Below are 21,609 nucleotides of genomic sequence, written 5' to 3'. Positions count from 1 at the left end.
CGCTCCCACATTTGACCGGGTACTTCAGGAGAATGCGATCTATTGTGGGAGCGGGCTTGCCCGCGATGGCGTCCTCACAAACAACCGGTCACTTTGGTTTTTTCGAGATCCGCAACGACTTCGCCTTGGCCTCCACAACCAAGTACATCACCAACGTAATCAGCAGCGGCAAAATAAAGTAAATCGCCCGATACGCCAGCAATCCCGCCACCAGACTTCCCCGAGAAGCCTCATGTTGCAGCAACGCCACAAACACCGCCTCCAGTACTCCGAGCCCGGCAGGAATGTGCGTGATCACCCCGGCAATCGCGCTGATCAACAACACCCCCAGGACTAACGGATAGTCCAGCTTGCTCGGCAGCAGCGTGAAAATCACCGCAGCCATCAACGACCAGTTCAGCGCCCCGAGTGCCAGTTGCAGCATCGCCATGCGCAGCGACGGCAGATTGATTTCCACCCCGCGTATTGCCCATTCCCGACGCTTGGAAAACCGGCACGCCGCCAGATACCCCGCGCTCACCAGCAGCAACAACACGCCCACACCCTGCAACGCGTCGCTGCTCAGCTTCCAGCCAGGCGGCATTCGGACCAGCCCGCTGCTGAACACTGCGCCGGCAATCACCATGTAGCCGAACCAGTTCGTCGCCAGACTCAACCCGAGGATTTTCGCGATGTTGCCTTTGCTCACGCCAAGCCGCGAATACAGCCGATAACGCATGGCAATGCCGCCGACCCACGCGCTCAGGTTGAGGTTGAAGGCGTAGCTGATAATGCCCACCGGCAGGATCTGCTTCCAGGTCAGGTCCTGGCGGATGTAGGTGCGGCCGATCAGGTCGAAGCTGGCGTAGACGAGAAAACTCACCAGTGTCAGGCCGGACGCGATGATCAGTGTGCGTACCTTGAAATCGGCCAGGGTGTCGAACACTTCGTTCCATTCGATGCGCTGGGCGAGCATCGTGAACAGCACAATCAGCGCCAGGAAAAACAGCATCGTCAGCGGCTTTTTCCAGCGGCTCAAACGTGATTTCCCTGGCGCGGTGGCGTGGCTGGTCGAGGAGGCTTCAGCGCGGCTCATGGCGTTTCGCTCCCTGAATGGGTAAAACGCTTCAAGCGCGGCTTATGCGCTGGCAGCCAACCAGCCCATGCGGGGAAGTGGCGCAAAAAGTGAAACACCAGGAAGCCGACGGTCATGTGCCAGACCCGTCCACGCGGCGCCTTGTCCGGTGACATGGCTTTGCAGTGGTGTTTGCTCAGGATATCGAGGCGTTCGAACAGTTCGCGGTTGAAGGCGCGATCGCGAATGAGCACATTCGCCTCAAGGTTCATCGACAGGCTCAACGGGTCAAGGTTGCTGGAACCGACCGTGCTCCAGTCTTCGTCGACCAGCGCGACCTTGCCGTGCAGCGGTCGCTCGCAATATTCGTGAATCTGCACGCCGGACTTGAGCAGATAGTCGTAGGTCATGCGCGCGGCGAGTTTGGCCACCAACAAATCCGGCTGGCCTTGCAGGATCAGCCGTACATCAACACCACGGCGCGCGGCGTTGCGGATCTCGCGCAGCAGGCGATAACCCGGAAAGAAGTAGGCGTTGGCGATCACCACGCGGCGCTGGGCGCTACGCAACGCCAAGCGATAAACCTCTTCGATGTCGGTTCGATGGTCACCATTGTCGCGGTACACCAGCCTGACCTGGCCGTCGTGCTCGCTGAACGCCAGTTCCGAACGTCGCTGCCTGCGCCGTTGCCACCAGTATTTGGCGCGCCCCGGGCGGCCACTCTGCATCAGGGCGAAATGATGAATATCGGTCACCGCCGGGCCTTGCACTTCAACGGAGTAATCCTGTTTCGCCTCGGGACCGAAGTCGGCCAGGTGGTCGGCGGAAAAGTTGATCCCGCCGATGAACGCAATCGTGCCGTCCACTACCACGATCTTGCGGTGCAGGCGGCGGAACCAGTTAGTGCGAATGCCCAGGCGTTTGGGCGCCGGATCGAATATTTGCAGGTGCACACCGGCCTGGCTCAACGCCGCCAGGTACTCGGTGCTCAACTCGCCAGAGCCGAAGCCGTCAAGACTGGCAGTAACCCGCACCCCGCGTTGAGCTGCGTCGATCAACACTTGCTGCAGCTCTTTGCCGACCTTGTCCTCGAACACAATGAAGGTTTCCAGGAGGATTTCGCTTTTGGCCTGGCGCATGGCCTCGAATACCCGGGGGAAATATGCTTCGCCGTTCTCCAGCAGTTGCACCAGGTTGTTGCCCTGCCAGCCGTATTCAACGTCAACCACGCCGGGCTCACGCACCGGCGGGGAGCTGGGTACGTGCTCAATGGTGGTTGGCTCTATTGGCGCGCTGCTCATAACTCGATCTCCACCGATAGCGGTGCGTGGTCGGAAAGGTGTGACCAGGGGCGCGCTGTCAGGACTTGCGGGCGGCTGGCCTTGAGGTTGCGCACATAGATGCGGTCCAGACGTAGCGTTGGCAGCCGCGCCGGAAAACTGCGCGCCGGTTTGCCGTGGTGCTCGGCGAAAACCTCTCGCAGACCAGAGGGCTTGAGCAGCGCGTCGGCACGCTGGCGCCAATCGTTGAAGTCGCCGGCGACAATCACCGGCGCGTCGGCCGGAAGCTCTTCGAGGCGTTGTTCCAGCAATTTGAGTTGTGCCGTTCGGTGGGTTTCGCGTAGCCCCAGGTGGACGCAAATCGCATGCACCTCAGGCCCGTCGCCGGGCAGGCGCAATACGCAATGCAGCAGGCCACGGTTTTCATGGCCGCTGATGGACACGTCGAGGTTATCGTGACGCACGATCTGGAATTTCGACAGCAGCGCATTACCGTGATCGCCCTCCGGGTAGACCGCGTTGCGGCCATAGGCAAACTGCGGCCACAACGTGTCGGCGAGGAATTCGTACTGAGGCTTTGTCGGCCAATTGCTATAGCGCTGCGGATGATGCTCGTGGGTGCCATGCACTTCCTGCAAAAACACCACATCGGCTGAAACGCTGCGCACCGCTTCGCGCAATTCGGGCAGGATGAAACGCCGGTTGAGTGCAGTGAAGCCTTTGTGCGTATTGACCGTCAGCACGGTAAATCGCCGCACGGCGCTGAGGATTTCCGGCTGATTATCGGCATGGCCCAGCGGCTCGGAAATGTTCATGGCAGCACTCCTTCGGCAACCGGTTCACCGGGGGCGGTGGCGAGGCCTTGATCGAGGTGGAAATGCTCAAGCAAGCGCCGCGCATCGAAGGGCGCGCGGACCTTGATGTCGTTGTCGAAATAGCAGAACACTTCGCGGGACTTGCGCGCCTTGGGTTTTTGCTTTGGCGCGATCAGCTGTGGATCCGCTGGTTGCTGCCCGTGGTTCCAGGCCTCGATCCGTTCACCCCAACGCTCCAGCGCCTCAGGGGTGTAACCACTGGCGTAGAGCTCTTCGGCTCCGTGCAGGCGCAGGTATACGAAATCACTGGTGAGGTCTTCGCGGTACGGCCATTTACCGGCGGTGTCGGCGATGACCAAGGCAACGTTGTAGCGCTTGAGCAGGCGCACGAACGCTGGATCGACAAAGGTCTCGTTCCTGATTTCAACGGCGTGGCGCAACGGCTTTTTCTTGTAAGCCTTGGTACTGGCGTGACCGTGCAGGTGCGAATCGTGCTGGCGGGCGAGGGCGGCAGCCTGCTGCGTGTCCTGGGGCAATTGCTTCAAAAAACTGTCGAACAGCTCGGCGTCGAATTTGAAATTGGGTGGAAACTGCCAGAGGATCGGGCCGAGTTTTTCTTTTAGCTCCAGGATCCCGGAAGCAAAGAAATTCGCCAGCGGCTTATGAATGTCGCGCAGACGTTTGATGTGGGTGATGAAGCGTGGTGCTTTGACGCTGAAGACGAAATCGGCCGGGGTTTCGGTGTACCACTGGGTATAACGTTCTGGCCGTTGCAGGGCGTAAAACGATCCATTGATTTCAATGCTGTTGACCGCCCGGGACGCAAATTGCAATTCACGCTTCTGGGTCAGCCCCTTTGGGTAGAAACCACCTCGCCAAGGTGTGTAGCGCCAGCCTGAAATACCGATATGAATCGCCGCCATGTCGCCTCCGTCAAATGGTCTTTGGGCTGCCCCGCTGTCTTTTGATGACTTCTGGGCAGTCGAGAAAGTTTCGACGGGTTTACGGATGGCTTGTACTTAACGGACACACCACAAACAAACTGTGGGAGCGAGCCTGCTCGCGATAGCGGTCTGTCAGTCACATCTATGTTGAATGTGCCGCCACTATCGCGAGCAGGCTCGCTCCCACAGGGATTATCAGTGGCTGGTGACGACGCGGGTTGAGCCTTCGGCATACACCGGGCCGAGACGATCCAGGCGACCGCTCCAGGCCGTCAGCGCCAATGCCACCAACACCACCAGACCACCGATCCACGCCGTGTGAATCAGGCCCATGTGAGCCACGATCAGACCGCCGCCCCACGCACCACCGGCAATGCCGAGGTTGAACGCGGCGATGTTCAGCCCCGAAGCCACGTCGACCGCGTGCGGGGTGTGATGCTCGGCCTGGCGCACCACATACACTTGCAGCCCGGGCACGTTACCGAACGCGACGGCACCCCAGACCAGCACCGTGGCCAGCGCCAGCCAGGGATTGCCAGCGGTAAAGGTCAGCACGAACAACACGGCCGCCAGCAAGGCGAAGATGATTTTCAGCGCGCTGATCGGACCGCGTTTGTCCGCCAGTTTGCCGCCCCAGATATTCCCTACCGCCACCGAAACGCCGTAGACCAGCAACACCAGGCTGACGGTGCTGGCGCTGAAACCGGAAATGTCCTGAAGAATCGGCGCCAGGAACGTGAAGGCAATGAACGAGCCGCCGTAACCGATCGCGGTCATAGCGTACACCAGCAGCAGGCGCGGTTGCTTGAGCACCTGTAATTGCTGCAACAGCGAAGCGGGTTTGCTGTGGGTGATGTTTTTCGGTACGTAGAGCAGGCTGCCGATAAAGGCGATGACACCCAGTGCGGACACGGCGAGGAAGGTTTCACGCCAGCCGAAATGCTGGCCGATGAAGGTCCCCAGCGGCACGCCGGTGACCAGCGCCACCGTCAGGCCGGTGAACATGATGGCGATCGCGCTGGCGGCTTTTTCCTTCGGCACCAGGCTAGTGGCGATGGTCGAGCCAATCGAGAAAAACACCCCGTGGGCCAGGCCGGTGACGATCCGCGCAATGATCAGCGATTCGTAACTCGGCGCTTTCCACGCCAGCAGGTTGCCGAGGGTGAACAGCACCATCAGTGACAACAGCAGCAATTTGCGCGGGACTTTGCCGGTGAGGGCGGTCAGCACCGGGGCGCCGACGGCAACGCCCAGGGCGTAAAGGCTGACCAGCAGGCCGGCGGACGGCAGGCTGACGCCGAGGTCGGCGCCGATGGTGGGTAACAGGCCAACGATGACGAACTCGGTCGTCCCGATGGCGAAGGCGCTGAGGGTCAGCGCGAGCAAGGCAATGGGCATGACTGCAACTCCGGTGGGTTTGATTGATGGAGCGCAGTGTCGGGGTTTGGGTTGTGCGGAAAAATACAGGGGCGGGCATTTGATATTTGCCTTGTGCGCAAAAATCGTCCTGCTGGTAATGATCGTTCCCACGCTCCGCGTGGGAATGCCTCACCGGACGCTCTGCGTCCGCTCTTGGGGCGCAGAGCGCCCCTGGCTGCATTCCCACGCGGAGCGTGGGAACGATCAGGCGGGGGGAGCATGCTGACTGTTATCTCGCGGGCAAAACCGAACTTGCCCGGCATTTACCGATCAGTTCCTTACAGACCCTTTCGGAGGAGCTCCCCGTTTTGCTCAAGTTCAAGACCGCAATACTACTGGGGGCGTTGCTGTTCCTTGGCAGCAACGAGCTGGAAGCCGTGACGCTGCCGGGTGTTCCCGCCGCCGCTGCGGCTGAGGAACCGGCAGCGCCTGAACCGTTGGTCCAGGGCGGCCTGCTCGGAGCCATCAGCTCCAGCATCGACGATGTCCAGGAAAAGCTCGACCTCAACGAAAACCTCGTCGATGCCTGGCGCCTGCGGGCCGATCGAGCCGCTAATGAGGTCGACAAACTGGTCAATCGACCCTCGAGCCGCTCTGGCTGGAGCGTGATCGGCGACTTCATGATGTTGTCCGGGGTCTGGCTTGGCAGCTTTGCCTTGCTCACCGTGCTCGGTGGCATCCTGGCCAAGCGCCTGAACCAGGGCCGTTGGTTGCGTACCCGCCAACGCAGCCAGGACCTGCTCAATTATGTGATGCCTTACACGTTACCGGCCGTGATCTGCCTGCCGTTGACCCTCTATGTCAGTCATTTCCTGCCCGCCTCGGTGGGCCGTGCGCTGGCGTTATGTTTCGCCTACGCCACCAGCAGCGGCATTTTTTCGACCTCGATGTTGCTGTGCGTGATCGTCATGTTCAACACGGGCCACAAACGCACAGCGGTGCGGATCATCCGCGATTATTGTCCCAAGCCGTTGTTCCTGATCGGCTTCCTCGCGGCGCTCAGCGATGCGTTGACCAGCCCGCAAATCGCCCGTCAACTGGGCGGCAACATCACCAGCAGCGCTGCCGTGCTCACCGGCTTTTTCGTCTCGATCATCTTCGGGCTATTGGTGATTCGTCTAAGGCGTCCGGTGGCGCATCTGATTCGCAACCGGCCTTTGGCTCAACGCCTCAAACAACCTTCGCTGCAAGAATCCCTGCGGATCTTTTCCGGGCTCTGGTACTGGCCGATCCTGCTGATGGTCATGGTCTCGGCGATCAACCTGATTGGCGTCGGCGATGACAATCAGAAGGCCCTGCGTTGTGCACTGTTCACCACCATTCTGCTGATCGCCACGGTGTTTCTCAGCACGATTTTCCAGCACATGTTCAAGTCCCGTCAGGTCGAAGCGATCCAGCACAGCAGCGCTTACAAGGAGCGGTTCCTCAGTTTGCTGCACGCCTTGCTGCGGATCGTCATGGCCGTGGCCTTCATCGAAATCCTCGGGCGAATCTGGGGCATTTCGCTGTTCAAGTTCGCCGAGCAAAACTCGGTGGGCCGGGCGATCAGTGATTCATTGAGCAGCATGGGTCTGATCTTTCTTGTGACCTGGTTGCTGTGGGTGGTACTCGACACTGCGATTCAGGAAGCGCTGAAACCGCCAGTCAACAAACGTACGACGCAGCCGAGTACGCGAGTCAAAACCATCCTGCCGCTGCTGCGCAACGCGATCAAAATCATCCTGGTGGTGATCTGCGCGATCACCACCATGGCCAACCTGGGGATCAACGTCGCGCCGTTGCTGGCCGGTGCCGGGGTTGTCGGCCTGGCGATTGGTTTCGGCTCGCAGCAATTGGTGCAGGACGTGATCACCGGTCTGTTCATCATCATCGAAGACACCCTGTCGATTGGCGACTGGGTCGTGCTCGACTCCGGCCACGCCGGCACCGTCGAAGGCCTGACCATTCGCACCTTGCGCTTGCGCGACGGCAAGGGCTTTGTGCACTCGGTGCCGTTCGGGCAGATCAAGGCCGTGACCAACCAATCGAGGCAGTTCGCGTATGCGTTTTTCTCGGTGCAGTTCACCTATGACACTGACGTCGACAAGGCCATCGAGTTGATCCGCGAGGCTGGAGATTCGATCCGTGATGACGACTTTCTCAAGTACAACCTGCAAGGGCCGCTCGATGTCTTCGGCGTCGACAAGATGGACCTCAACGGCGTGGTCCTGACCGCGCAATTCCGCACGGTGTCCGGTGGGCAATATGCAGTGAGTCGGGCGTTTAACCAGCGTTTGAAAAAGCTTGTGGATAACAGCCCGTGGGTGCATTTCGCGCAGACTTATCCACAGCAGGTTTTGATGCCACATCGGGTGATGGACGAAGAGGGTGGGCCGGTTGCGGAGAATTCGCCGGTGTTGTTGCCGGATCAGCCGCGTCCCCAGTGATTTGAGTTGTTGCTGATGGCCTCATCGCGAGCAGGCTCACTCCCACAGGGGATCTGCGGCGTACACAAATCCAATGTGGGAGCGAGCCTGCTCGCGATGGGGCCGGCGAAGAAAACCTCAATGCCGGATCAGCTTGTTATGAAGCTCGGCAGTCGATTGCTGATCCAGCTCCAGCCAGAACACCTGCTTGCCGGCAATCTCCGCAGCCGCCGGCAATCCATCGCGATACACCAACCGATTACTCGCCAACGCCGGCACCTTGGCGCCGGGCAATAACGTCCCGGCAAGGTTCAGCGGATCAACTCCGCACACCGCGATCAAACTCCCGTCCTGCGGCCGTCGCCGCACTTCACGCAGCAGGGGAATGGCCTCTGGCAACGCAAACTGTTCTCCGGCCAAGCCACTGACGAAGCGCCCACCGCGAATCTCGCCGCGAGCCTCCAGACGATGGAACGTGCGCAGCAATTCACGCCAGCTCGGCAGCCAGTCCGCTTCACGCTCAAGCAAACGCCAAAACACTACGCCGTAGCGGCGCAGCAAGGTCATGGCGATATGTTCCAGCGTGTCGCTCGGCGTGGCGGAAGCACGTTTGTTATCCACAACCGGCGGCGTTGGCCCGCGACGCAACAAGGCCCAGCGACCGGCATCGTCCATCCCGCCGACAAACGCCCCGCGTCCGCGCCGGCTGCTGCGATTCTGCCGTTTGCTGGCCGGGGTAATCAGCGCCCGCAGGCCGGCGAAGCTGTCGGCATTCACCAGCCCGGCACCGACCAGTTCCTGCAAGGCAATTTCCAGTTCCGCGCGCAGCAGGCGCGCTTCGTGAATCAGCTCATCGAAAAACAGCGCGCCGTGCTGGCTCAGCGCCTCATGGACTTTTTGCGTTTTGGGCGAGAGTTCGCTGATCGGCGTCTGCTCGGTCAGGCTGCTCCAGAGCCCGACCTGACTGCGCGGCAGCAACACAATCGGGGTGCTGCGCAGCGCCGTGCTGGCGGCCTTGTTGCGCGCGGTCAGGCGCGTCCAGACCAGTTTGCCGCTGCGGCACAGGTCATCCAGCCAACTCGCCGAATAGCCTTTGATCCGCGTTGGCAGGATGTCGCTGTCCCAGGCGGATGCGGCAGCGGGGTAGCCTTCGAATTGAGCGACGATGGCGGGCAACACCGCGTTGCCCTGGCCTTGGGTGGCGGCGGACAGGTGCTGCCAGTCAAACAAAAACCGCATGAAATCCTGCAGCGCCACCGGTTCGATTTCCCGCCGCAGTCGCTTGACCGTGTAGCGGTGAATTCGCGCCAGCAGATGCCGTTCGCACCATTCTTCCTCAGCGGCTCCCGGTGTGAATTGGCCGCGCAATACATAACCTTCGCGCTCCAGGTGCGCGAGCGCTTGGGTGACTTGCGCGGTGAGCAGTCCCAACGGTTCGGCAATCGCTTCGAGCGGCAGTGGACCAAAGGCGCTGAGCCGCGCGCGGATCACTTCCAGCACCGCTTCATCCGGCTCCCAGGCTTCATCGAACCCTGGCAACGCCTCAAGCGGTGGCAGCAGATCGGCTTGTGGATAAATCGCTCGCAGGCAAGTCAGTCGTTCCAGCGCCAGCCACAGCGATTGCCCGGCGTTGATCTGCAAACGGCTGGCGCGTCCGCTGTGTGCAAGTGCATTCAGCCATTCGAGCCAATGAGAATTGGCCCGCGCCTCAACCTCGGTGATGCACGCCATGCTCATCAACGCTTCATGCATTTCATCGACGCTGGTGGGCGTTGGCCAGGCTTCGTCGCGCACGGCCTGGATCGCTTCGCCATCCAGCGCACCGAGGTCGTCAGTGGACTGCGGGTCGGTCCAGCGTCGGTTGAGCACCGCTTGAGTGCGGCGTTCTTCCAGCGGTGCATCGTCGAGAAAAGTGTAAGGGCGGGCGCTGAGTATTTCTGCCGCCAGTGGCGAGGGCGCCGGCAAATCGCGGCTGATCAGCCGCACCTCGCCACGTTCCATGCGCCGTAATAATGCGAGCCAGCCCTCGCTGTCCATGGCCTCGTGCAGGCAATCGTCGAGGGTTTGTTCAATCAGTGGATGCTCGGGGATTTCACGTTCGCCGGCGAGGTTTTCCACGCAGGCAATCTGATCGGGGAACACGCTGGCGATCAGATCTTCACTCTTCATGCGCTGAATCTGCGGCGCGACTTTACGCCCGCCGGTATAGCGCGGCAGCGCCAGTGCGACCCCGGCGTTCCAGCGCCAGCGCACACCGAACAGTGGCGCATCCAGCACCGCTTGAATCAGCAGGTGTTCGGCGGTGTTGCTGTGCAGGTAGCGCCAGACATCATCGAGCTCGAAACTGTGGCTGGTGGACAGCGACAACACGATGGCGTCTTCACTGGCGGCGGCTTGCAGTTCGAAGTTGAAGGTGCGGCAAAACCGCTTGCGCAGGGCCAGGCCCCAGGCGCGGTTGATGCGACTGCCGAACGGTGTGTGGATGATCAGTTGCGTGCCGCCGGACTCGTCGAAAAAACGCTCCATCAGCAGCGTGTCTTGCGAGGGCAGTGCGCCGAGGGTCAGGCGCGCACGGGCCAGGTAATCGACCAGTTGTTCGGCGCTGGCGAGGTTCAGGCCGAGGGTGTCGGTCAGCCAGTCGATGGCCGGTTGCAAATCACCGGGCGTGGCGCCGAGCAATTCATCGAGTTGCGCTTGCAGGCGTGCCACGGCAAACGACAGTTCCGCGCTGCGCCCCGGCGCTTCACCGAGCCAGAACGGAATGGTCGGCGGCTGACCCTGAGCATCCTCGACCCGGACCTTGCCGGTTTCGACGCGCAGGATTCGATACGAGGTATTGCCCAGCTGGAAGACATCCCCGGCGATGCTTTCTACCGCAAAGTCTTCGTTGACGCTGCCGATGTTCAGGCCTTGAGGCTCAAGTAGCACGCTGTAATCGGCGTTGTCCGGAATGGTCCCGCCACTGGTCACGGCCGTCAGTTTGGCGCCACGGCGACCGCGCAGGGTTCGGGTCAGCGCATCGCGATGCAGATAAGCGCTACGCAAACCCTGGCGACCGTTGTAGCCCTCGGCGAGCATCTGCAGCAGCGCCTGGTAATGTTTTTCGTCGAGCTCGGCGTAGGGAGAAGCCTTGCGGAACATCTCCAGCAGCGCTTGCTCCTGCCATTCCTGGCAACTGACCTCGGCAATGATCTGCTGGGCCAGGACGTCCAGCGGCGCCTTGGGAATCTGCAAGGTGTCGAGTTCACCACGGCGCACGCAGTCGAGCAGGGCGGCGCATTCGATCAAGTCATCGCGGGTGGTGGCAAACAACCGGCCCTTGGGCGTGCCGCCGACCTGGTGCCCGGAACGGCCGACCCGTTGCAGAAACCCGGCGATCGAGCGCGGTGAAGCGATCTGGCACACCAGGTCGACATCGCCAATGTCGATCCCCAATTCCAGCGAGGCCGTGGCGATCAGCACTTGCAAGTCGCCGCGCTTGAGCCGTTGCTCGGCGTCCAGGCGAAATTCCTTGGCCAGGCTGCCGTGGTGCGCGGCGACGGCGTCTTTGCCCAGGCGCTCGCTCAAGTGCCGGCTCAAGCGTTCGGCCAGGCGCCGGGTGTTGACGAAAATCAGGGTGGTGCGGTGTTCGCGGGCCAGGACGGCGAGGCGGTCGTACACCAGTTCCCAGACATCATTGGCCATCACCGCCGACAGAGGCACGGGCGGCACTTCGATGCCCAGGTCCCGTGGACGGGCATGGCCGATGTCGATGATTTCGCACTCGCGATCACGGCCAACGAGAAAGCGCGAGACCGCTTCGATGGGTTTTTGCGTGGCCGACAGGCCGATGCGCATCAACGGTTCTGCACACAAGGCCTGCAAGCGTTCGAGGCTCAGGGCCAGATGGCTGCCGCGCTTGCTGGCGGCGATGGCGTGGATTTCATCGACGATCACCGTGCGCGTGGTGCCGAGCATCTTGCGGCCGGAATCGGAGCCGAGCAGCACGTAAAGGGATTCTGGAGTGGTCACCAGAATGTGCGGTGCGGTTTTGCGCATCGCCGAGCGGTCTTTTTGCGGGGTGTCGCCGGTGCGCACGGCGGTGTTGATCTGCAGTTCGGGCAGGCCCATCACCCGCAATTGCTCGGTGATCCCTGCCAGCGGGTTTTGCAGGTTGATCTGAATGTCGTTGGACAGGGCTTTGAGCGGCGAGACGTAGACCACCAGGGTTTGATCGGGCAATCCGTCTTCGCTTTCCAGGCCGCGGTGAACCAGATCATCGATAACGGCGAGAAACGCGGTGAGGGTTTTGCCGGAGCCGGTGGGCGCGGCGATCAGCGTCGAGCGGTGCTGGCGAATGATCGGCCACGCCCGGCCCTGGGCGGCGGTGACCGTCGGGAAGGTACTGCGGAACCAGGCGCTGACGGCGGGGTGAAAGCCAGCCATTGCAGCGTCTGGAGGGATAGGCAGATTCATGGGGTAATTTATGCGGGCGAGGTGGGGAAGATGCAAGTACCACTCAAGACCTTCGCCGATCTCCAGGGCCTCTTCGCGAGCAAGCCCGCTCCCACAGGGGATTTGTGTTCGCCCTAGACCAATGTGGGAGCGGGCTTGCTCGCGATGAGGCCATCACAGGCACCGCAAATCCAGCGGATCTACACTTTACGGATGACGGTTGCGCACTAAACCCGCAAAATGCAACGATTCCGGTAACTATCGATGGCATTGCCTGCGGGTGGTGTCGATAAACCATTTGTTCCAATCAGACTGGGCCTGCTGACTCTATGCGAATGCGCCTTATGTTACTGGGCGGCGGAAATGCCCTTGGGCAGGCGCTGATTCGCCTCGGTGCAGAGGAAGACATCGGTTTCCTCGCCCCCCGCCCACCGCAAGACGGCTGGGACGCCGCGAGCCTGACGCAGCTGCTCGACGACACCCGTCCGGACGCGCTGATCAACCTCGCCTACTATTTCGACTGGTTCCAGGCGGAGACGGTCAGCGAGCAGCGTCTGGCCGGGCAGGAGCGGGCGATCGAACGTCTGGCCGAACTGTGCCAGCACCACAACATCGTGCTGCTGCAACCTTCGAGCTATCGCGTGTTCGACGGCTCCCGGGCAACCGCTTACAGCGAAAAAGACGAACCGGTTCCCTTGGGGCAGCGGGGGCAGGCGCTGTGGCGGATCGAACAAAGCGTGCGTGCCACTTGCCCGCAACACGTGCTGCTGCGATTCGGCTGGCTGCTCGATGACAGCCCCGAAGGCACGCTCGGCCGATTCCTCGCCCGTGCGGAATTGCCGGAAGAATTGCTCATGGCCGATGACCGCCGGGGTAACCCGACACCGGTCGACGACGCGGCGCGGGTGATTATTTCGGTGCTCAAGCAACTCGATTGCGCGGCGCCGTTATGGGGCACCTATCATTACGCCGGACATGAGGCGACGACGCCGCTGGCATTGGGACAGGCCATCCTCACCGAAGCGCGTAGCCTGCACCCGCTGGCCATCGAAGCACCGACGGCTCAGGCTCACGCCGCGCGCCCGGATGCCGCCGAAGAGCCGCAGCATGCGGTGCTGGCCTGCAAGAAAATTCTGCACACGTTCGGGATCAAGCCTCGCGCCTGGCGCGCAGCGCTCCCGGGTTTACTGGATAGGTTCTATCGCCATGGCTGACGGCCCTGTTCTGATCACCGGTGGCGCCGGATTCATTGGCTCGCACCTGACCGATGCCTTGCTTGCCAAGGGACATTCGGTCCGTATTCTCGATGACTTGTCCACGGGCAAACGCAGCAACCTGCCGTTGGACAATCCGAAGGTCGAGCTGATCGTGGGCGATGTCGCCAATGCCGCGCTGGTGGCTCAGGCCATGGCCGGTTGCAGCGCGGTGGCGCACTTGGCTGCGGTGGCATCGGTGCAGGCTTCGGTGGATGATCCGGTGAAAACGCACCAGAGCAATTTCATCGGCACGCTGAATGTCTGCGAAGCCATGCGCCAGGCCGGAGTCAAACGCGTGTTGTACGCGTCCAGCGCGGCGGTCTACGGCAACAATGGCGAAGGTCAGTCAATCGACGAAGACACACCCAAGGCGCCTCTGACGCCCTACGCTTCGGACAAATTGGCCGGCGAGCATTACTTCGATTTCTACCGCCGCCAGCATGGCCTCGAGCCGGTGATCTTCCGCTTCTTCAATATCTTCGGCCCACGCCAGGACCCGTCTTCACCGTATTCCGGCGTGATCAGTATTTTCAGCGAGCGTGCGCAGAAAGGCCTGCCGATCACCGTGTTCGGCGATGGCGAGCAGACTCGTGATTTCGTGTACGTCGAGGATCTGGTCGACCTGCTGGTGCAAGCCATCGAGAAACCGCAGGTCGAAGTCGGTGCAGTGAATGTCGGCTGGAACCAGGCGACCTCGCTCAAGCAAATGCTTGAAGCGCTGGCGGCGGTGGTCGGTGAATTGCCGCCGGTGACCTACGGTCCGGCGCGCTCCGGCGATATCCGCCATTCGCGGGCGAACAACCAGCGATTGCTGGAGCGCTTTACCTACCCGGAGCAGACACCGATGAGTGTCGGGCTGGCGCGGTTGTTGGGGCGCTAAGGTTTGATGATCGTTCCCACGCTCTGCGTGGGAATGCCTCAATGGACGCTCCGCGTCCGCTCTTGAGACGCAGAGCGTCTCTGGCTGCATTCCCACGCGGAGCGTGGGAACGATCACGACGGTGCCTTAGAACTTGTAACCCAAGCCGACCATGTAGATGAACGGGTCGACATCCACGTCGACCTTGGCCCGAGTGCCCGGAGCCACGGCGTCGTTTTCCACGGTCGCCGTGGTGTCGATGTCGATGTAGCGCACCTGGGCGTTGAGCATGATGTTGTCGGTGATCATGTAGTCAGCACCGACCTGAAACGCCATGCCCCAGGAGTTATCCGCCTTGAAATTGCTGAAGCCGTTGGCCTGGGCTTCGCTGCTGACGTGTTCGTCGTAGATCCAGGTGTAGTTGATACCCGCGCCGACATACGGCTGGAACGGGGACTTCGCCGCCAGCGGGTAGTACACCACGCTCAAGGTCGGCGGCAGGTGTTTGAGGGTGCCGAGTTTGCCGTTGGCTGCGCCCAGGGCGGTGCCTTTGAGCTTCACGTCATGCTCGAATGGCGAAGCCGCCAGCAGCTCGATTCCCCAGTGGCTGTCGATCATGTAAGCGAAGTTCAAGCCCAGTTGCGTGTCGCTGTTCATGGTGGCCTTGCCACCCAGATTGGTGCCGGCCAACGGGCCTTGATCGACCTTGACGCTGGAGCTGTCGGCTTTGGGGTTGACGGTGATTGCACCGGCACGAACGATGATGTCGCCTGCTTCGTGGGCGTAGGCGAGCGGGGCTGCGAGCGCGAGGGCAAGTAGCGACGCGCAGAGCTTGGACTTGTGCATGGAGGGCTCCAAAGGACGTTAAAAATATTCGATGTCCAATGGTACGGAGGCGTCTGATCCGGTCTTTTGATGCAGCTCAATGAAACAGTGATGGCCCTTTTTTTGTAGTGCGGCAGATTGCCACTTCGCGAGCAAGCCCGCTCCCACAAGGGATCGCCTAATCCCTGTGGGAGCGGGCTTGCTCGCGAAGGCTATCTAGTTGGCAATACAGAGCGACCGGATTCACTCCGGCAGCTCATACACAAAAATCTTGTCGGCCTCCATCTGATACCCCGCATCGGCCAACTCGCTGGTGGACGCCTTGACCTGCAACGCACCCTCGATCCAGTACGGCTGATACAGCTCATCGAGCTTCACGCCGACTGCGCTTTTCACATGCACGATCTGATTCGACGGCGGTGGCGGCACATGGATGCAGGCGCCGAAATACGGCACAAGCAGGAACTCCGTGGTGCGACCTTCCTCACTCACTTCCAGCGGCACGATGTAGCCCGGCAAGCGAATGTTCTGGCCATCGAGGCTCTTAACCACTGGCGCGTTGGGCATGTCTTGTTTGGCGGCCGGCGCCGATTCAGCGGCCAGCGCATTACCCATCTGCGACAGGTCGTGCAGCGGCGTCATGTTCGGCACTTCCGGCATGGCGTCCGGTGGAATCATTTCCGACCAGGTCAGTTCTTTCGGCTCGGCCGCCCACAGCGGCAGGGCGACCAGCATCAACAGCGCAAGCAAGGCGCGGGGCATCGTTAACGTCCTCATAGTCGGATCGACAGGCCATCGGCCAGAGATTGGCGATACGCGCGCCAGGCCGGCACGCTGCCCATCAGCAGCGCGGCGATCAGGATGCCACCGAGCAGCGTCCATTCATATTCGCTGGGCCAGGCCAGCGGCAAATACAAACCATAATTGGCCTGCACATACCCCTGCGCCGCAGCGATGCACACGTACAGCAGGGCCACGCCGGCAATCACTCCCGACAGCGCCAGGGCAAACGCTTCCAGCACCAGCAAGGTTGCGATGTGCCACGGCCGCGCGCCCACCGAACGCAGAATCGCCATCTCGCGGCGACGTTCATTAAGGCTGGTGAGGATCGCCGTGAGCATGCCGATCAGCCCGGTCAGCACCACGAACAGCGAGACCACAAACAAGGCTTTTTCCGCCGTGCTCATCAGGCTCCAGAGTTCTTGCAACGCTACGCCCGGCAGGATCGCCAGCATCGGTTCGCCGCGGAATTCGTTGATTTCACGTTGCACGGCGAAGGTGGAAATCTTGTTGTTGAGGCCGAGCATGAACGCGGTAATCGCTTGCGGCGTCAGGTCCATGTTGCGCGCCTGATCAGCACTGATCCGACCGTTGCCGCGCGCGGGCACACCGTTGTGCCAGTCGATGTGAATGGCTTCCATGCCACCAAGGCTGATGTGCAGCGTGCGATCCACCGGGGTGCCGGTGCGTTTGAGAATCCCGACCACGGTGAACGGCTTGTCGTCGTGCTTGACCAGGCTGATCGCTGCCACACCGTGGGACAGCACCAGTTTGTCGCCGAGCTTGTAATGCAACGCATCCGCCACTTCGGCGCCGAGCACCACCTCGAACGGATCCGTGGCGAAGGCGCGACCATCGGCCAGTTCCAGGTGCTGTTGATGGCCGTACTGGTAATGCTCGAAGTACGCCTCGGTGGTGCCCATCACGCGATAACCGCGATGGGAATCACCGAGAGACATCGGGATTGCCCATTTCACTTTCGGGTCGTTGGCGAAGTGCTCGAAGCTGTCCCAACGAATGTTGTTGGTGGCGTTGCCAATGCGAAACACCGAGTACAGCAGCAGGTTCACCGAACCGGACCGTGCACCGACAATCAAGTCAGTGCCGCTGATGGTGCTGGCGAAACTGGCCTTGGCTTCGGTGCGCACCCGTTCCACGGCCAACAACAGGCAGACCGACAGGGCGATGGCGAACGCGGTGAGAATCGCGGTGAAGCGGCGGTTAGCCAGGCTGGCCAGGGCTAGACGAAACAAATACATCTCAAACCTCGGACGGGGTGGCGGCGCGATTGAGATCGGCCAGCGACAAATGGCGATCGAACAGTGGCGCGAGGCTCTGGTCATGGCTGACAAACAACAGGCTCGATCCGGCTTCGCGACACTCGGCGAACAGCAAGCGAATAAAGTTTTCGCGCGCGTCGTAATCCAGGGCTGAGGTCGGTTCGTCGGCAATCACCAGTTCCGGCTGACCGATCAATGCGCGAGCAGCGGCGACCCGTTGCTGTTGGCCGATGGACAGCGAATCGGCGCGACGGCTGAGCAAGCTTTCATCCTTCAGACCCAAATGCGCGAGCAGGGTGGCTGCGGCCTGATCGACGCTGCCGTGACGCTGTTTCGCCCGTTCGGCACGCAGTCTGGAGAAGTGGCAGGGCAACTCGACGTTTTCGCGCACCGAGAGAAACGGCAGCAAGTTGAACTGCTGGAAGATGTAGCCGGTGTGATCGACGCGAAAACGGTCACGTGCGCCGGCACCGAGTTCAGTAAGTTCCTGGCCCAGCAGGCGAATGCTGCCGCGATCGGGCTTCTGCACCCCGCCGAGCAGGCCGAGCAGGGTGGTTTTGCCACTGCCGCTGGGGCCCTTGAGGAACAGGGTTTCACCGGGCTCCAGGCGAAACGCCGGGATATCCAGCAGCGGCGGGTGACCGGGCCAGCTGAAGCCCAGGTCGGACAGTTCGATGAGTGCTTGGGTCATAGCGCCGAATTCATGGGTGTTGAATTACCTGTGGGAGCGAGCTTGCTCGCGATGGGGGCCATAACATTCAGCATCTATGCTGGCTGTTACACCGCCATCGCGAGCAAGCTCGCTCCCACAGGGGATTTGCGGTGGATTTAGAATTTGAGGGCAGCAGCCTTCGCGGTCACTTCAACCCCTTGCTGGCCGCTCGGGCTGATCAGTTGTACCTGAATCTTCTGAGTCGCCGGGAACGTGTTGAAAATATTCGCCAGGTCCAGGTTTTTCAGCGCACCCGGGGCCGCGCAGGTGAATTGATAGTGCGCGTGGATTTCGCTGTGGTCGTGGTGATGTTCGTCCTTGGCGTCTTCATCGTGATCGGCATCTGGCTTGTCACCGAACAGCGGGCTTTCCAGTTCCTGAGTCGCCACTGTGCAACCGGCGGGTTTGGGCAGGTTGAATAGCGCCAGCGGTTTTTCCAGCTGCGCACGGACGGCGGCGACCTTGGCTTTATCGGCATCGGTGGTGGCGGCGTGTTCGAAACCCACCAGATTCATCGCCGGGCTTTCCAGCTCCAGTTCCAGCGTCTGGCCATCCAGCGCCGCGTTCAGGCGACCGACGCCATGTTCGTGCGCACCGAGACTGCCGTGCTCATGGTCATGTTCATCCGCAGCGTGGGCTACGGCCAACGGCAGCAGGGCAAACGGCAAAGCGAGAAGCAGACGGCGCATGACGGGTCTCCGGAAAGCAAAATGAATAATTTGTTATGTAATCTTATAACGTAAGTGCGAGGAGTTTGACCGTCTGCTTGGCGTTGCGCAAGTCGCATGGGAGCATGCACGTCAGAAATGTGCGGGAGCAGACTCATGTTGCGAATTCGCGGAAGCATCGGCGACTGGCCGGTGGATTTGACGCTGGAGATGGATGACAGCGATTGGGCGCGACTCGGCGCGCAGCTGCAAGTGACCCAACCTGAGGCCGTTGCGGCGTCGGCCAAACCGGTGAATCAGGATGATGCGTTGTGGCAGATCGCCAAAGACCTGCTACGCAAGGCCGGGCAATTGAGCGGGCCGGACTTGCTTGAACAACTGGAAGGTCTGACCGGCAGCGCAGCCTCGGGCAAACGCCTGTTGGTGCGCCTGCGTCACTGCGCCGATGTGAAGGTGACGAGCGGCGGCGATACGCCGCTCTATAGCTGGATCGAGTAAACCGCAAAAGATCGCAGCCTCGTTGCACTCGACAGCTCCTACAGGAAAGCTAAATCCCATGTAGGAGCTGTCGAGTGCAACGAGGCTGCGATCTTTTGACTTTTTAATAAAGCGCAGCAAACAACTTGCGGCGGTACGTGGTCACCAGAGGATGATCATTGCCCAGCAGTTCAAACACCTGCAGCAAGGTCTTGTGCGGTAAGCCTTCACTGTAGCTGCGATTGCGGATGAACAGCTTGAGCAACGCATCCAGCGCGGCGTCGTATTGCTGGCGGGCCAACTGCTGGATCGCCAGTTGATACACCGCCTCATCGTCCTGCGGATTTTTCGCCAGGCGCGCTTTCAGGTCCGCCGCATCCGGCAAGTCCTTGGCCTGACCGAGGAATTGGATCTGTGCCTTGGCACCAGCCAGCGCTGCTTTGTGCTCATCGCTTTTCACCGCATCCAGCACGGTTTGTGCTTCGCCCAACTCGCCACGTTCAGTCAGGCAGCGGGCATAGAGAATCAGTGCACGAGCGTTGGTGTTGTCTTCGCCCAGCAGCACTTTGAGCACGGCTTCGGCGTCGGCGAAGCGGCTGTCGTCGAACAAGGCCTGAGCCTGCTCGATTGGGTCGGTCGCTGCCGGTGGTGGCATTTGAACGTGAGGCTCGAGCATTGCCCGCACCGCCGATTCCGGTTGCGCGCCGGCAAAACCGTCCACCGGTTGACCGTCCTTGAACAGCACCACGGTCGGCAGGCTGCGAATGCCGAAACGGGCGACGATGTCCTGTTCGAGATCGCAATTGACCTTGGCCAGCAGCAACTCGCCCTGATAGCTCTCGGCGATGGTCTGCAGCATTGGCATCAGCACTTTGCAGGGCGCACACCATTCGGCCCAGAAATCCACCAGCACCGGTTTATGGAAGGAGTTCTCGATCACCGACTGGTCGAAATCGGCAGTCGTGGCGTCGAAGATATACGGCGTTTCCTGACTCATGGGGGATCTCTTGGAAGCGTGAATGGGGCCACTATACGGCTTGGTGGTGGGCGGCCGGAAGTCGGAGCAATGATCGTTCCCACGCTCCGCGTGGGAATGCCTCCTGTGACGCTGTGCGTCACGCTGTACGAATGGACGCGGAGCGTCCAGGGCTGCATTCCCACGCAGAGCGTGGGAACGATCATGTCCGGGTGGCGTGGTAGAGGCTTACATAGCGAAACTCTTCAGGCTCGGCCAGATCCGGCAGGGTCATCGCCTCCAGCATTTCGATGCGTTGATACAGCGGATGACGAAAGTCCCTCACCCGCGAATCCGCCACCAGCGCCTGCTGGCCACGGCTCAAAAACTCATCGAGCAACGGCAGGTTCGCCCGGTCGTAGAGCACATCGGCCACCAGAATCAGATCGAAGCGATCCGCCTCGGCGAAAAAATCCGTCGAGTAGTTGAGCTGTACGTCATTGAGTTCGGCATTCGCCCGACACGCCGCAATCGCCAGCGGGTCCATGTCACAGGCCACCACTTCCAGCGCGCCAGCCTTGACCGCGGCAATCCCCGCGACCCCGGAGCCGGCGCCGAAATCCAGCACGCGTTTGCCTTTGACCCACTGCGGAAATTCGGCGAGATAACGGGCAACTGCCAGGCCGCTGGCCCAGCAGAAACTCCAGTACGGTGGTTCGTGCAGAATCCGCCGGGTTTCTTCCGGGCTGAAAGCGCGGTCCATGTTGTCGCCGTCGATCAGCCAGAGTTTCAGCTCGCAGTCCGGCAAGGCGACAGGCACAAGCTGCGCATCACCGAGCAATTGCCCCAACGCCTGTTGAAGGTCGAACGGTGCAATCATGGCGCTTTGACGAATTGCAGCTGACCCAGTGCTTGCGTCGTTGGCTGGGTAATGATCTGCGACGGCAGATGCAAAATCAGCTGGCCGGACTGGCTGGCGCGGCCGCGCAGTTCAACGCGGGCACCCACCGGAAACGAGTCCGGGTTGAAACGCAGGTGAAACGGCAACACTTGATTGGTGCCGATCAGGCTGGAGCTGGCGAGCAATTGTTGCGGACGGGCCTTGTCATCGATCACCAGCAACGCCAATTCGACTTCGGCACCCGCCGGCACGCCTAGCAGGGTGCCACTCAATTCGCGCTGATAAGCGGGCAGTGGGCCGAGGTTGGCGGACTCTTGGGCTTTCTTCTGCGCCGCCTGCGGGGCGGGCCCCGGCGTTGGCGGCTGGGGCTTGGGCGCATCGCTGCCGCAGGCCACCAGCAGGCTGAAAAGACTGAGCATAACGAGCGGTCTTAGGGACATTTGCGGCTCCAGCGAGGTGAAATCCATGGATCAAGCTCTATAACCCGTCTGTATACCGCAAACCCTATGGCTTGTCTTGCCACGGGGATGCGCTACCATGGCCCT

General features: G+C 61.1%; 18 protein-coding genes. 4 read left to right on the top strand and 14 right to left on the bottom strand.

Features of this window, described 5'->3' with window-relative positions; genetic code table 11:
* Window positions 1-88: 88 nt before the first annotated feature.
* The 5 genes from HNR03_RS23645 to HNR03_RS23625 form a co-directional block, all read right to left on the bottom strand.
* Window positions 89-1,075 carry a lysylphosphatidylglycerol synthase domain-containing protein gene (locus tag HNR03_RS23645; protein ID WP_259156186.1) on the bottom strand — a complete coding sequence of 329 codons (987 nt, stop codon included), beginning with the start codon at window positions 1,073-1,075 and terminating at the stop codon, window positions 89-91.
* The gene (clsB, locus tag HNR03_RS23640) at window positions 1,072-2,355 is read right to left on the bottom strand and encodes a cardiolipin synthase ClsB (RefSeq protein WP_259156185.1); all 1,284 of its coding nucleotides are present in this window, start codon (window positions 2,353-2,355) and stop codon (window positions 1,072-1,074) included. Before clsB ends, HNR03_RS23645 begins: the two co-directional genes overlap by 4 nt.
* Window positions 2,352-3,149 carry an endonuclease/exonuclease/phosphatase family protein gene (locus HNR03_RS23635; protein WP_222588655.1) on the bottom strand — a complete coding sequence of 266 codons (798 nt, stop codon included), beginning with the start codon at window positions 3,147-3,149 and terminating at the stop codon, window positions 2,352-2,354. The genes clsB and HNR03_RS23635 overlap by 4 nt, the downstream gene beginning before the upstream one ends.
* Window positions 3,146-4,072, bottom strand: a complete 927-nt coding sequence (locus HNR03_RS23630; RefSeq protein ID WP_259156184.1) for a DUF72 domain-containing protein — start codon at window positions 4,070-4,072, stop codon at window positions 3,146-3,148. Before HNR03_RS23630 ends, HNR03_RS23635 begins: the two co-directional genes overlap by 4 nt.
* Before the next feature lie 216 nt (window positions 4,073-4,288).
* On the bottom strand, window positions 4,289-5,491 hold the full coding sequence (locus tag HNR03_RS23625; protein ID WP_259156183.1) for an MFS transporter: 1,203 nt from the start codon (window positions 5,489-5,491) through the stop codon (window positions 4,289-4,291).
* 329 nt (window positions 5,492-5,820) lie between these two features.
* Here HNR03_RS23625 and HNR03_RS23620 point away from each other — a divergent pair, with 329 nt between their 5' ends.
* Window positions 5,821-7,938, top strand: a complete 2,118-nt coding sequence (locus HNR03_RS23620; protein ID WP_259156182.1) for a mechanosensitive ion channel family protein — start codon at window positions 5,821-5,823, stop codon at window positions 7,936-7,938.
* 117 nt (window positions 7,939-8,055) lie between these two features.
* Here HNR03_RS23620 and HNR03_RS23615 read toward each other — a convergent pair whose 3' ends face one another.
* Window positions 8,056-12,372, bottom strand: coding sequence for a DEAD/DEAH box helicase (locus tag HNR03_RS23615; RefSeq protein ID WP_259156181.1), 4,317 nt, complete (start codon window positions 12,370-12,372; stop codon window positions 8,056-8,058).
* Between the two features lie 308 nt (window positions 12,373-12,680).
* On the opposite strand from HNR03_RS23615, the gene HNR03_RS23610 reads away from it, so the two are divergent.
* Complete coding sequence (locus tag HNR03_RS23610; RefSeq protein WP_222588650.1) at window positions 12,681-13,565, top strand: sugar nucleotide-binding protein; 885 nt, start codon at window positions 12,681-12,683, stop codon at window positions 13,563-13,565.
* Window positions 13,558-14,487 carry an NAD-dependent epimerase/dehydratase family protein gene (locus HNR03_RS23605; protein WP_259156180.1) on the top strand — a complete coding sequence of 310 codons (930 nt, stop codon included), beginning with the start codon at window positions 13,558-13,560 and terminating at the stop codon, window positions 14,485-14,487. The genes HNR03_RS23610 and HNR03_RS23605 overlap by 8 nt, the downstream gene beginning before the upstream one ends.
* 126 nt (window positions 14,488-14,613) lie before the next feature.
* Here the strand turns inward: HNR03_RS23605 and HNR03_RS23600 are convergent, their stop codons facing one another.
* The 5 genes from HNR03_RS23600 to HNR03_RS23580 form a co-directional block, all read right to left on the bottom strand.
* A complete protein-coding gene (locus HNR03_RS23600; RefSeq protein ID WP_222588648.1) occupies window positions 14,614-15,312 on the bottom strand; it encodes an OmpW family protein in 699 nt (232 codons plus the stop codon).
* 222 nt (window positions 15,313-15,534) lie between these two features.
* Window positions 15,535-16,053 carry a DUF3299 domain-containing protein gene (locus HNR03_RS23595; RefSeq protein ID WP_090179313.1) on the bottom strand — a complete coding sequence of 173 codons (519 nt, stop codon included), beginning with the start codon at window positions 16,051-16,053 and terminating at the stop codon, window positions 15,535-15,537.
* Between the two features lie 11 nt (window positions 16,054-16,064).
* On the bottom strand, window positions 16,065-17,330 hold the full coding sequence (locus HNR03_RS23590) for an ABC transporter permease (protein WP_208671250.1): 1,266 nt from the start codon (window positions 17,328-17,330) through the stop codon (window positions 16,065-16,067).
* Between the two features lies 1 nt (window position 17,331).
* Window positions 17,332-18,042, bottom strand: a complete 711-nt coding sequence (locus tag HNR03_RS23585; RefSeq protein WP_259156179.1) for an ABC transporter ATP-binding protein — start codon at window positions 18,040-18,042, stop codon at window positions 17,332-17,334.
* Window positions 18,043-18,179: 137 nt separating this feature from the next.
* On the bottom strand, window positions 18,180-18,752 hold the full coding sequence (locus HNR03_RS23580; protein ID WP_259156178.1) for a DUF2796 domain-containing protein: 573 nt from the start codon (window positions 18,750-18,752) through the stop codon (window positions 18,180-18,182).
* Between the two features lie 135 nt (window positions 18,753-18,887).
* Here HNR03_RS23580 and HNR03_RS23575 point away from each other — a divergent pair, with 135 nt between their 5' ends.
* Window positions 18,888-19,229 carry a hypothetical protein gene (locus tag HNR03_RS23575; protein ID WP_259156177.1) on the top strand — a complete coding sequence of 114 codons (342 nt, stop codon included), beginning with the start codon at window positions 18,888-18,890 and terminating at the stop codon, window positions 19,227-19,229.
* Between the two features lie 103 nt (window positions 19,230-19,332).
* On the opposite strand, the gene trxA is transcribed toward HNR03_RS23575, so the two are convergent.
* The 3 genes from trxA to HNR03_RS23560 all read right to left on the bottom strand — a co-directional run bounded on the left by trxA (window position 19,333) and on the right by HNR03_RS23560 (window position 21,504).
* Entirely contained in the window at window positions 19,333-20,205 is an 873-nt protein-coding gene (gene trxA / locus HNR03_RS23570) for a thioredoxin (protein ID WP_208671254.1), read from the bottom strand.
* A gap of 181 nt (window positions 20,206-20,386) precedes the next feature.
* On the bottom strand, window positions 20,387-21,043 hold the full coding sequence (locus tag HNR03_RS23565; protein ID WP_222588642.1) for a methyltransferase: 657 nt from the start codon (window positions 21,041-21,043) through the stop codon (window positions 20,387-20,389).
* The gene (locus HNR03_RS23560) at window positions 21,040-21,504 is read right to left on the bottom strand and encodes a hypothetical protein (RefSeq protein WP_222588641.1); all 465 of its coding nucleotides are present in this window, start codon (window positions 21,502-21,504) and stop codon (window positions 21,040-21,042) included. Before HNR03_RS23560 ends, HNR03_RS23565 begins: the two co-directional genes overlap by 4 nt.
* Between the last annotated feature and the right edge of the window lie 105 nt (window positions 21,505-21,609).

Origin of the sequence: Pseudomonas sp. JAI111 (genome assembly GCF_024809425.1) — a bacterium.
Taxonomy (GTDB): domain Bacteria; phylum Pseudomonadota; class Gammaproteobacteria; order Pseudomonadales; family Pseudomonadaceae; genus Aquipseudomonas.
Note: the sequence above shows the minus strand (reverse complement) of the source record. Positions and strands in the feature narration are given on the sequence as shown.

What these genes read in the sequence shown, in the direction of transcription:
- HNR03_RS23590 (WP_208671250.1), bottom strand. Translation starts at nt 17,330, where the DNA reads ATGTATTTGTTTCGTCTAGCCCTGGCCAGCCTGGCTAACCGCCGCTTC.
- HNR03_RS23595 (WP_090179313.1), bottom strand. Translation starts at nt 16,053, where the DNA reads ATGCCCCGCGCCTTGCTTGCGCTGTTGATGCTGGTCGCCCTGCCGCTG.
- HNR03_RS23630 (WP_259156184.1), bottom strand. Translation starts at nt 4,072, where the DNA reads ATGGCGGCGATTCATATCGGTATTTCAGGCTGGCGCTACACACCTTGG.
- clsB (WP_259156185.1), bottom strand. Translation starts at nt 2,355, where the DNA reads ATGAGCAGCGCGCCAATAGAGCCAACCACCATTGAGCACGTACCCAGC.
- HNR03_RS23560 (WP_222588641.1), bottom strand. Translation starts at nt 21,504, where the DNA reads ATGTCCCTAAGACCGCTCGTTATGCTCAGTCTTTTCAGCCTGCTGGTG.
- HNR03_RS23625 (WP_259156183.1), bottom strand. Translation starts at nt 5,491, where the DNA reads ATGCCCATTGCCTTGCTCGCGCTGACCCTCAGCGCCTTCGCCATCGGG.
- HNR03_RS23575 (WP_259156177.1), top strand. Translation starts at nt 18,888, where the DNA reads ATGTTGCGAATTCGCGGAAGCATCGGCGACTGGCCGGTGGATTTGACG.
- HNR03_RS23600 (WP_222588648.1), bottom strand. Translation starts at nt 15,312, where the DNA reads ATGCACAAGTCCAAGCTCTGCGCGTCGCTACTTGCCCTCGCGCTCGCA.
- HNR03_RS23605 (WP_259156180.1), top strand. Translation starts at nt 13,558, where the DNA reads ATGGCTGACGGCCCTGTTCTGATCACCGGTGGCGCCGGATTCATTGGC.
- HNR03_RS23585 (WP_259156179.1), bottom strand. Translation starts at nt 18,042, where the DNA reads ATGACCCAAGCACTCATCGAACTGTCCGACCTGGGCTTCAGCTGGCCC.
- HNR03_RS23580 (WP_259156178.1), bottom strand. Translation starts at nt 18,752, where the DNA reads ATGCGCCGTCTGCTTCTCGCTTTGCCGTTTGCCCTGCTGCCGTTGGCC.
- HNR03_RS23645 (WP_259156186.1), bottom strand. Translation starts at nt 1,075, where the DNA reads ATGAGCCGCGCTGAAGCCTCCTCGACCAGCCACGCCACCGCGCCAGGG.
- HNR03_RS23615 (WP_259156181.1), bottom strand. Translation starts at nt 12,372, where the DNA reads ATGAATCTGCCTATCCCTCCAGACGCTGCAATGGCTGGCTTTCACCCC.
- trxA (WP_208671254.1), bottom strand. Translation starts at nt 20,205, where the DNA reads ATGAGTCAGGAAACGCCGTATATCTTCGACGCCACGACTGCCGATTTC.
- HNR03_RS23635 (WP_222588655.1), bottom strand. Translation starts at nt 3,149, where the DNA reads ATGAACATTTCCGAGCCGCTGGGCCATGCCGATAATCAGCCGGAAATC.
- HNR03_RS23610 (WP_222588650.1), top strand. Translation starts at nt 12,681, where the DNA reads ATGCGAATGCGCCTTATGTTACTGGGCGGCGGAAATGCCCTTGGGCAG.
- HNR03_RS23565 (WP_222588642.1), bottom strand. Translation starts at nt 21,043, where the DNA reads ATGATTGCACCGTTCGACCTTCAACAGGCGTTGGGGCAATTGCTCGGT.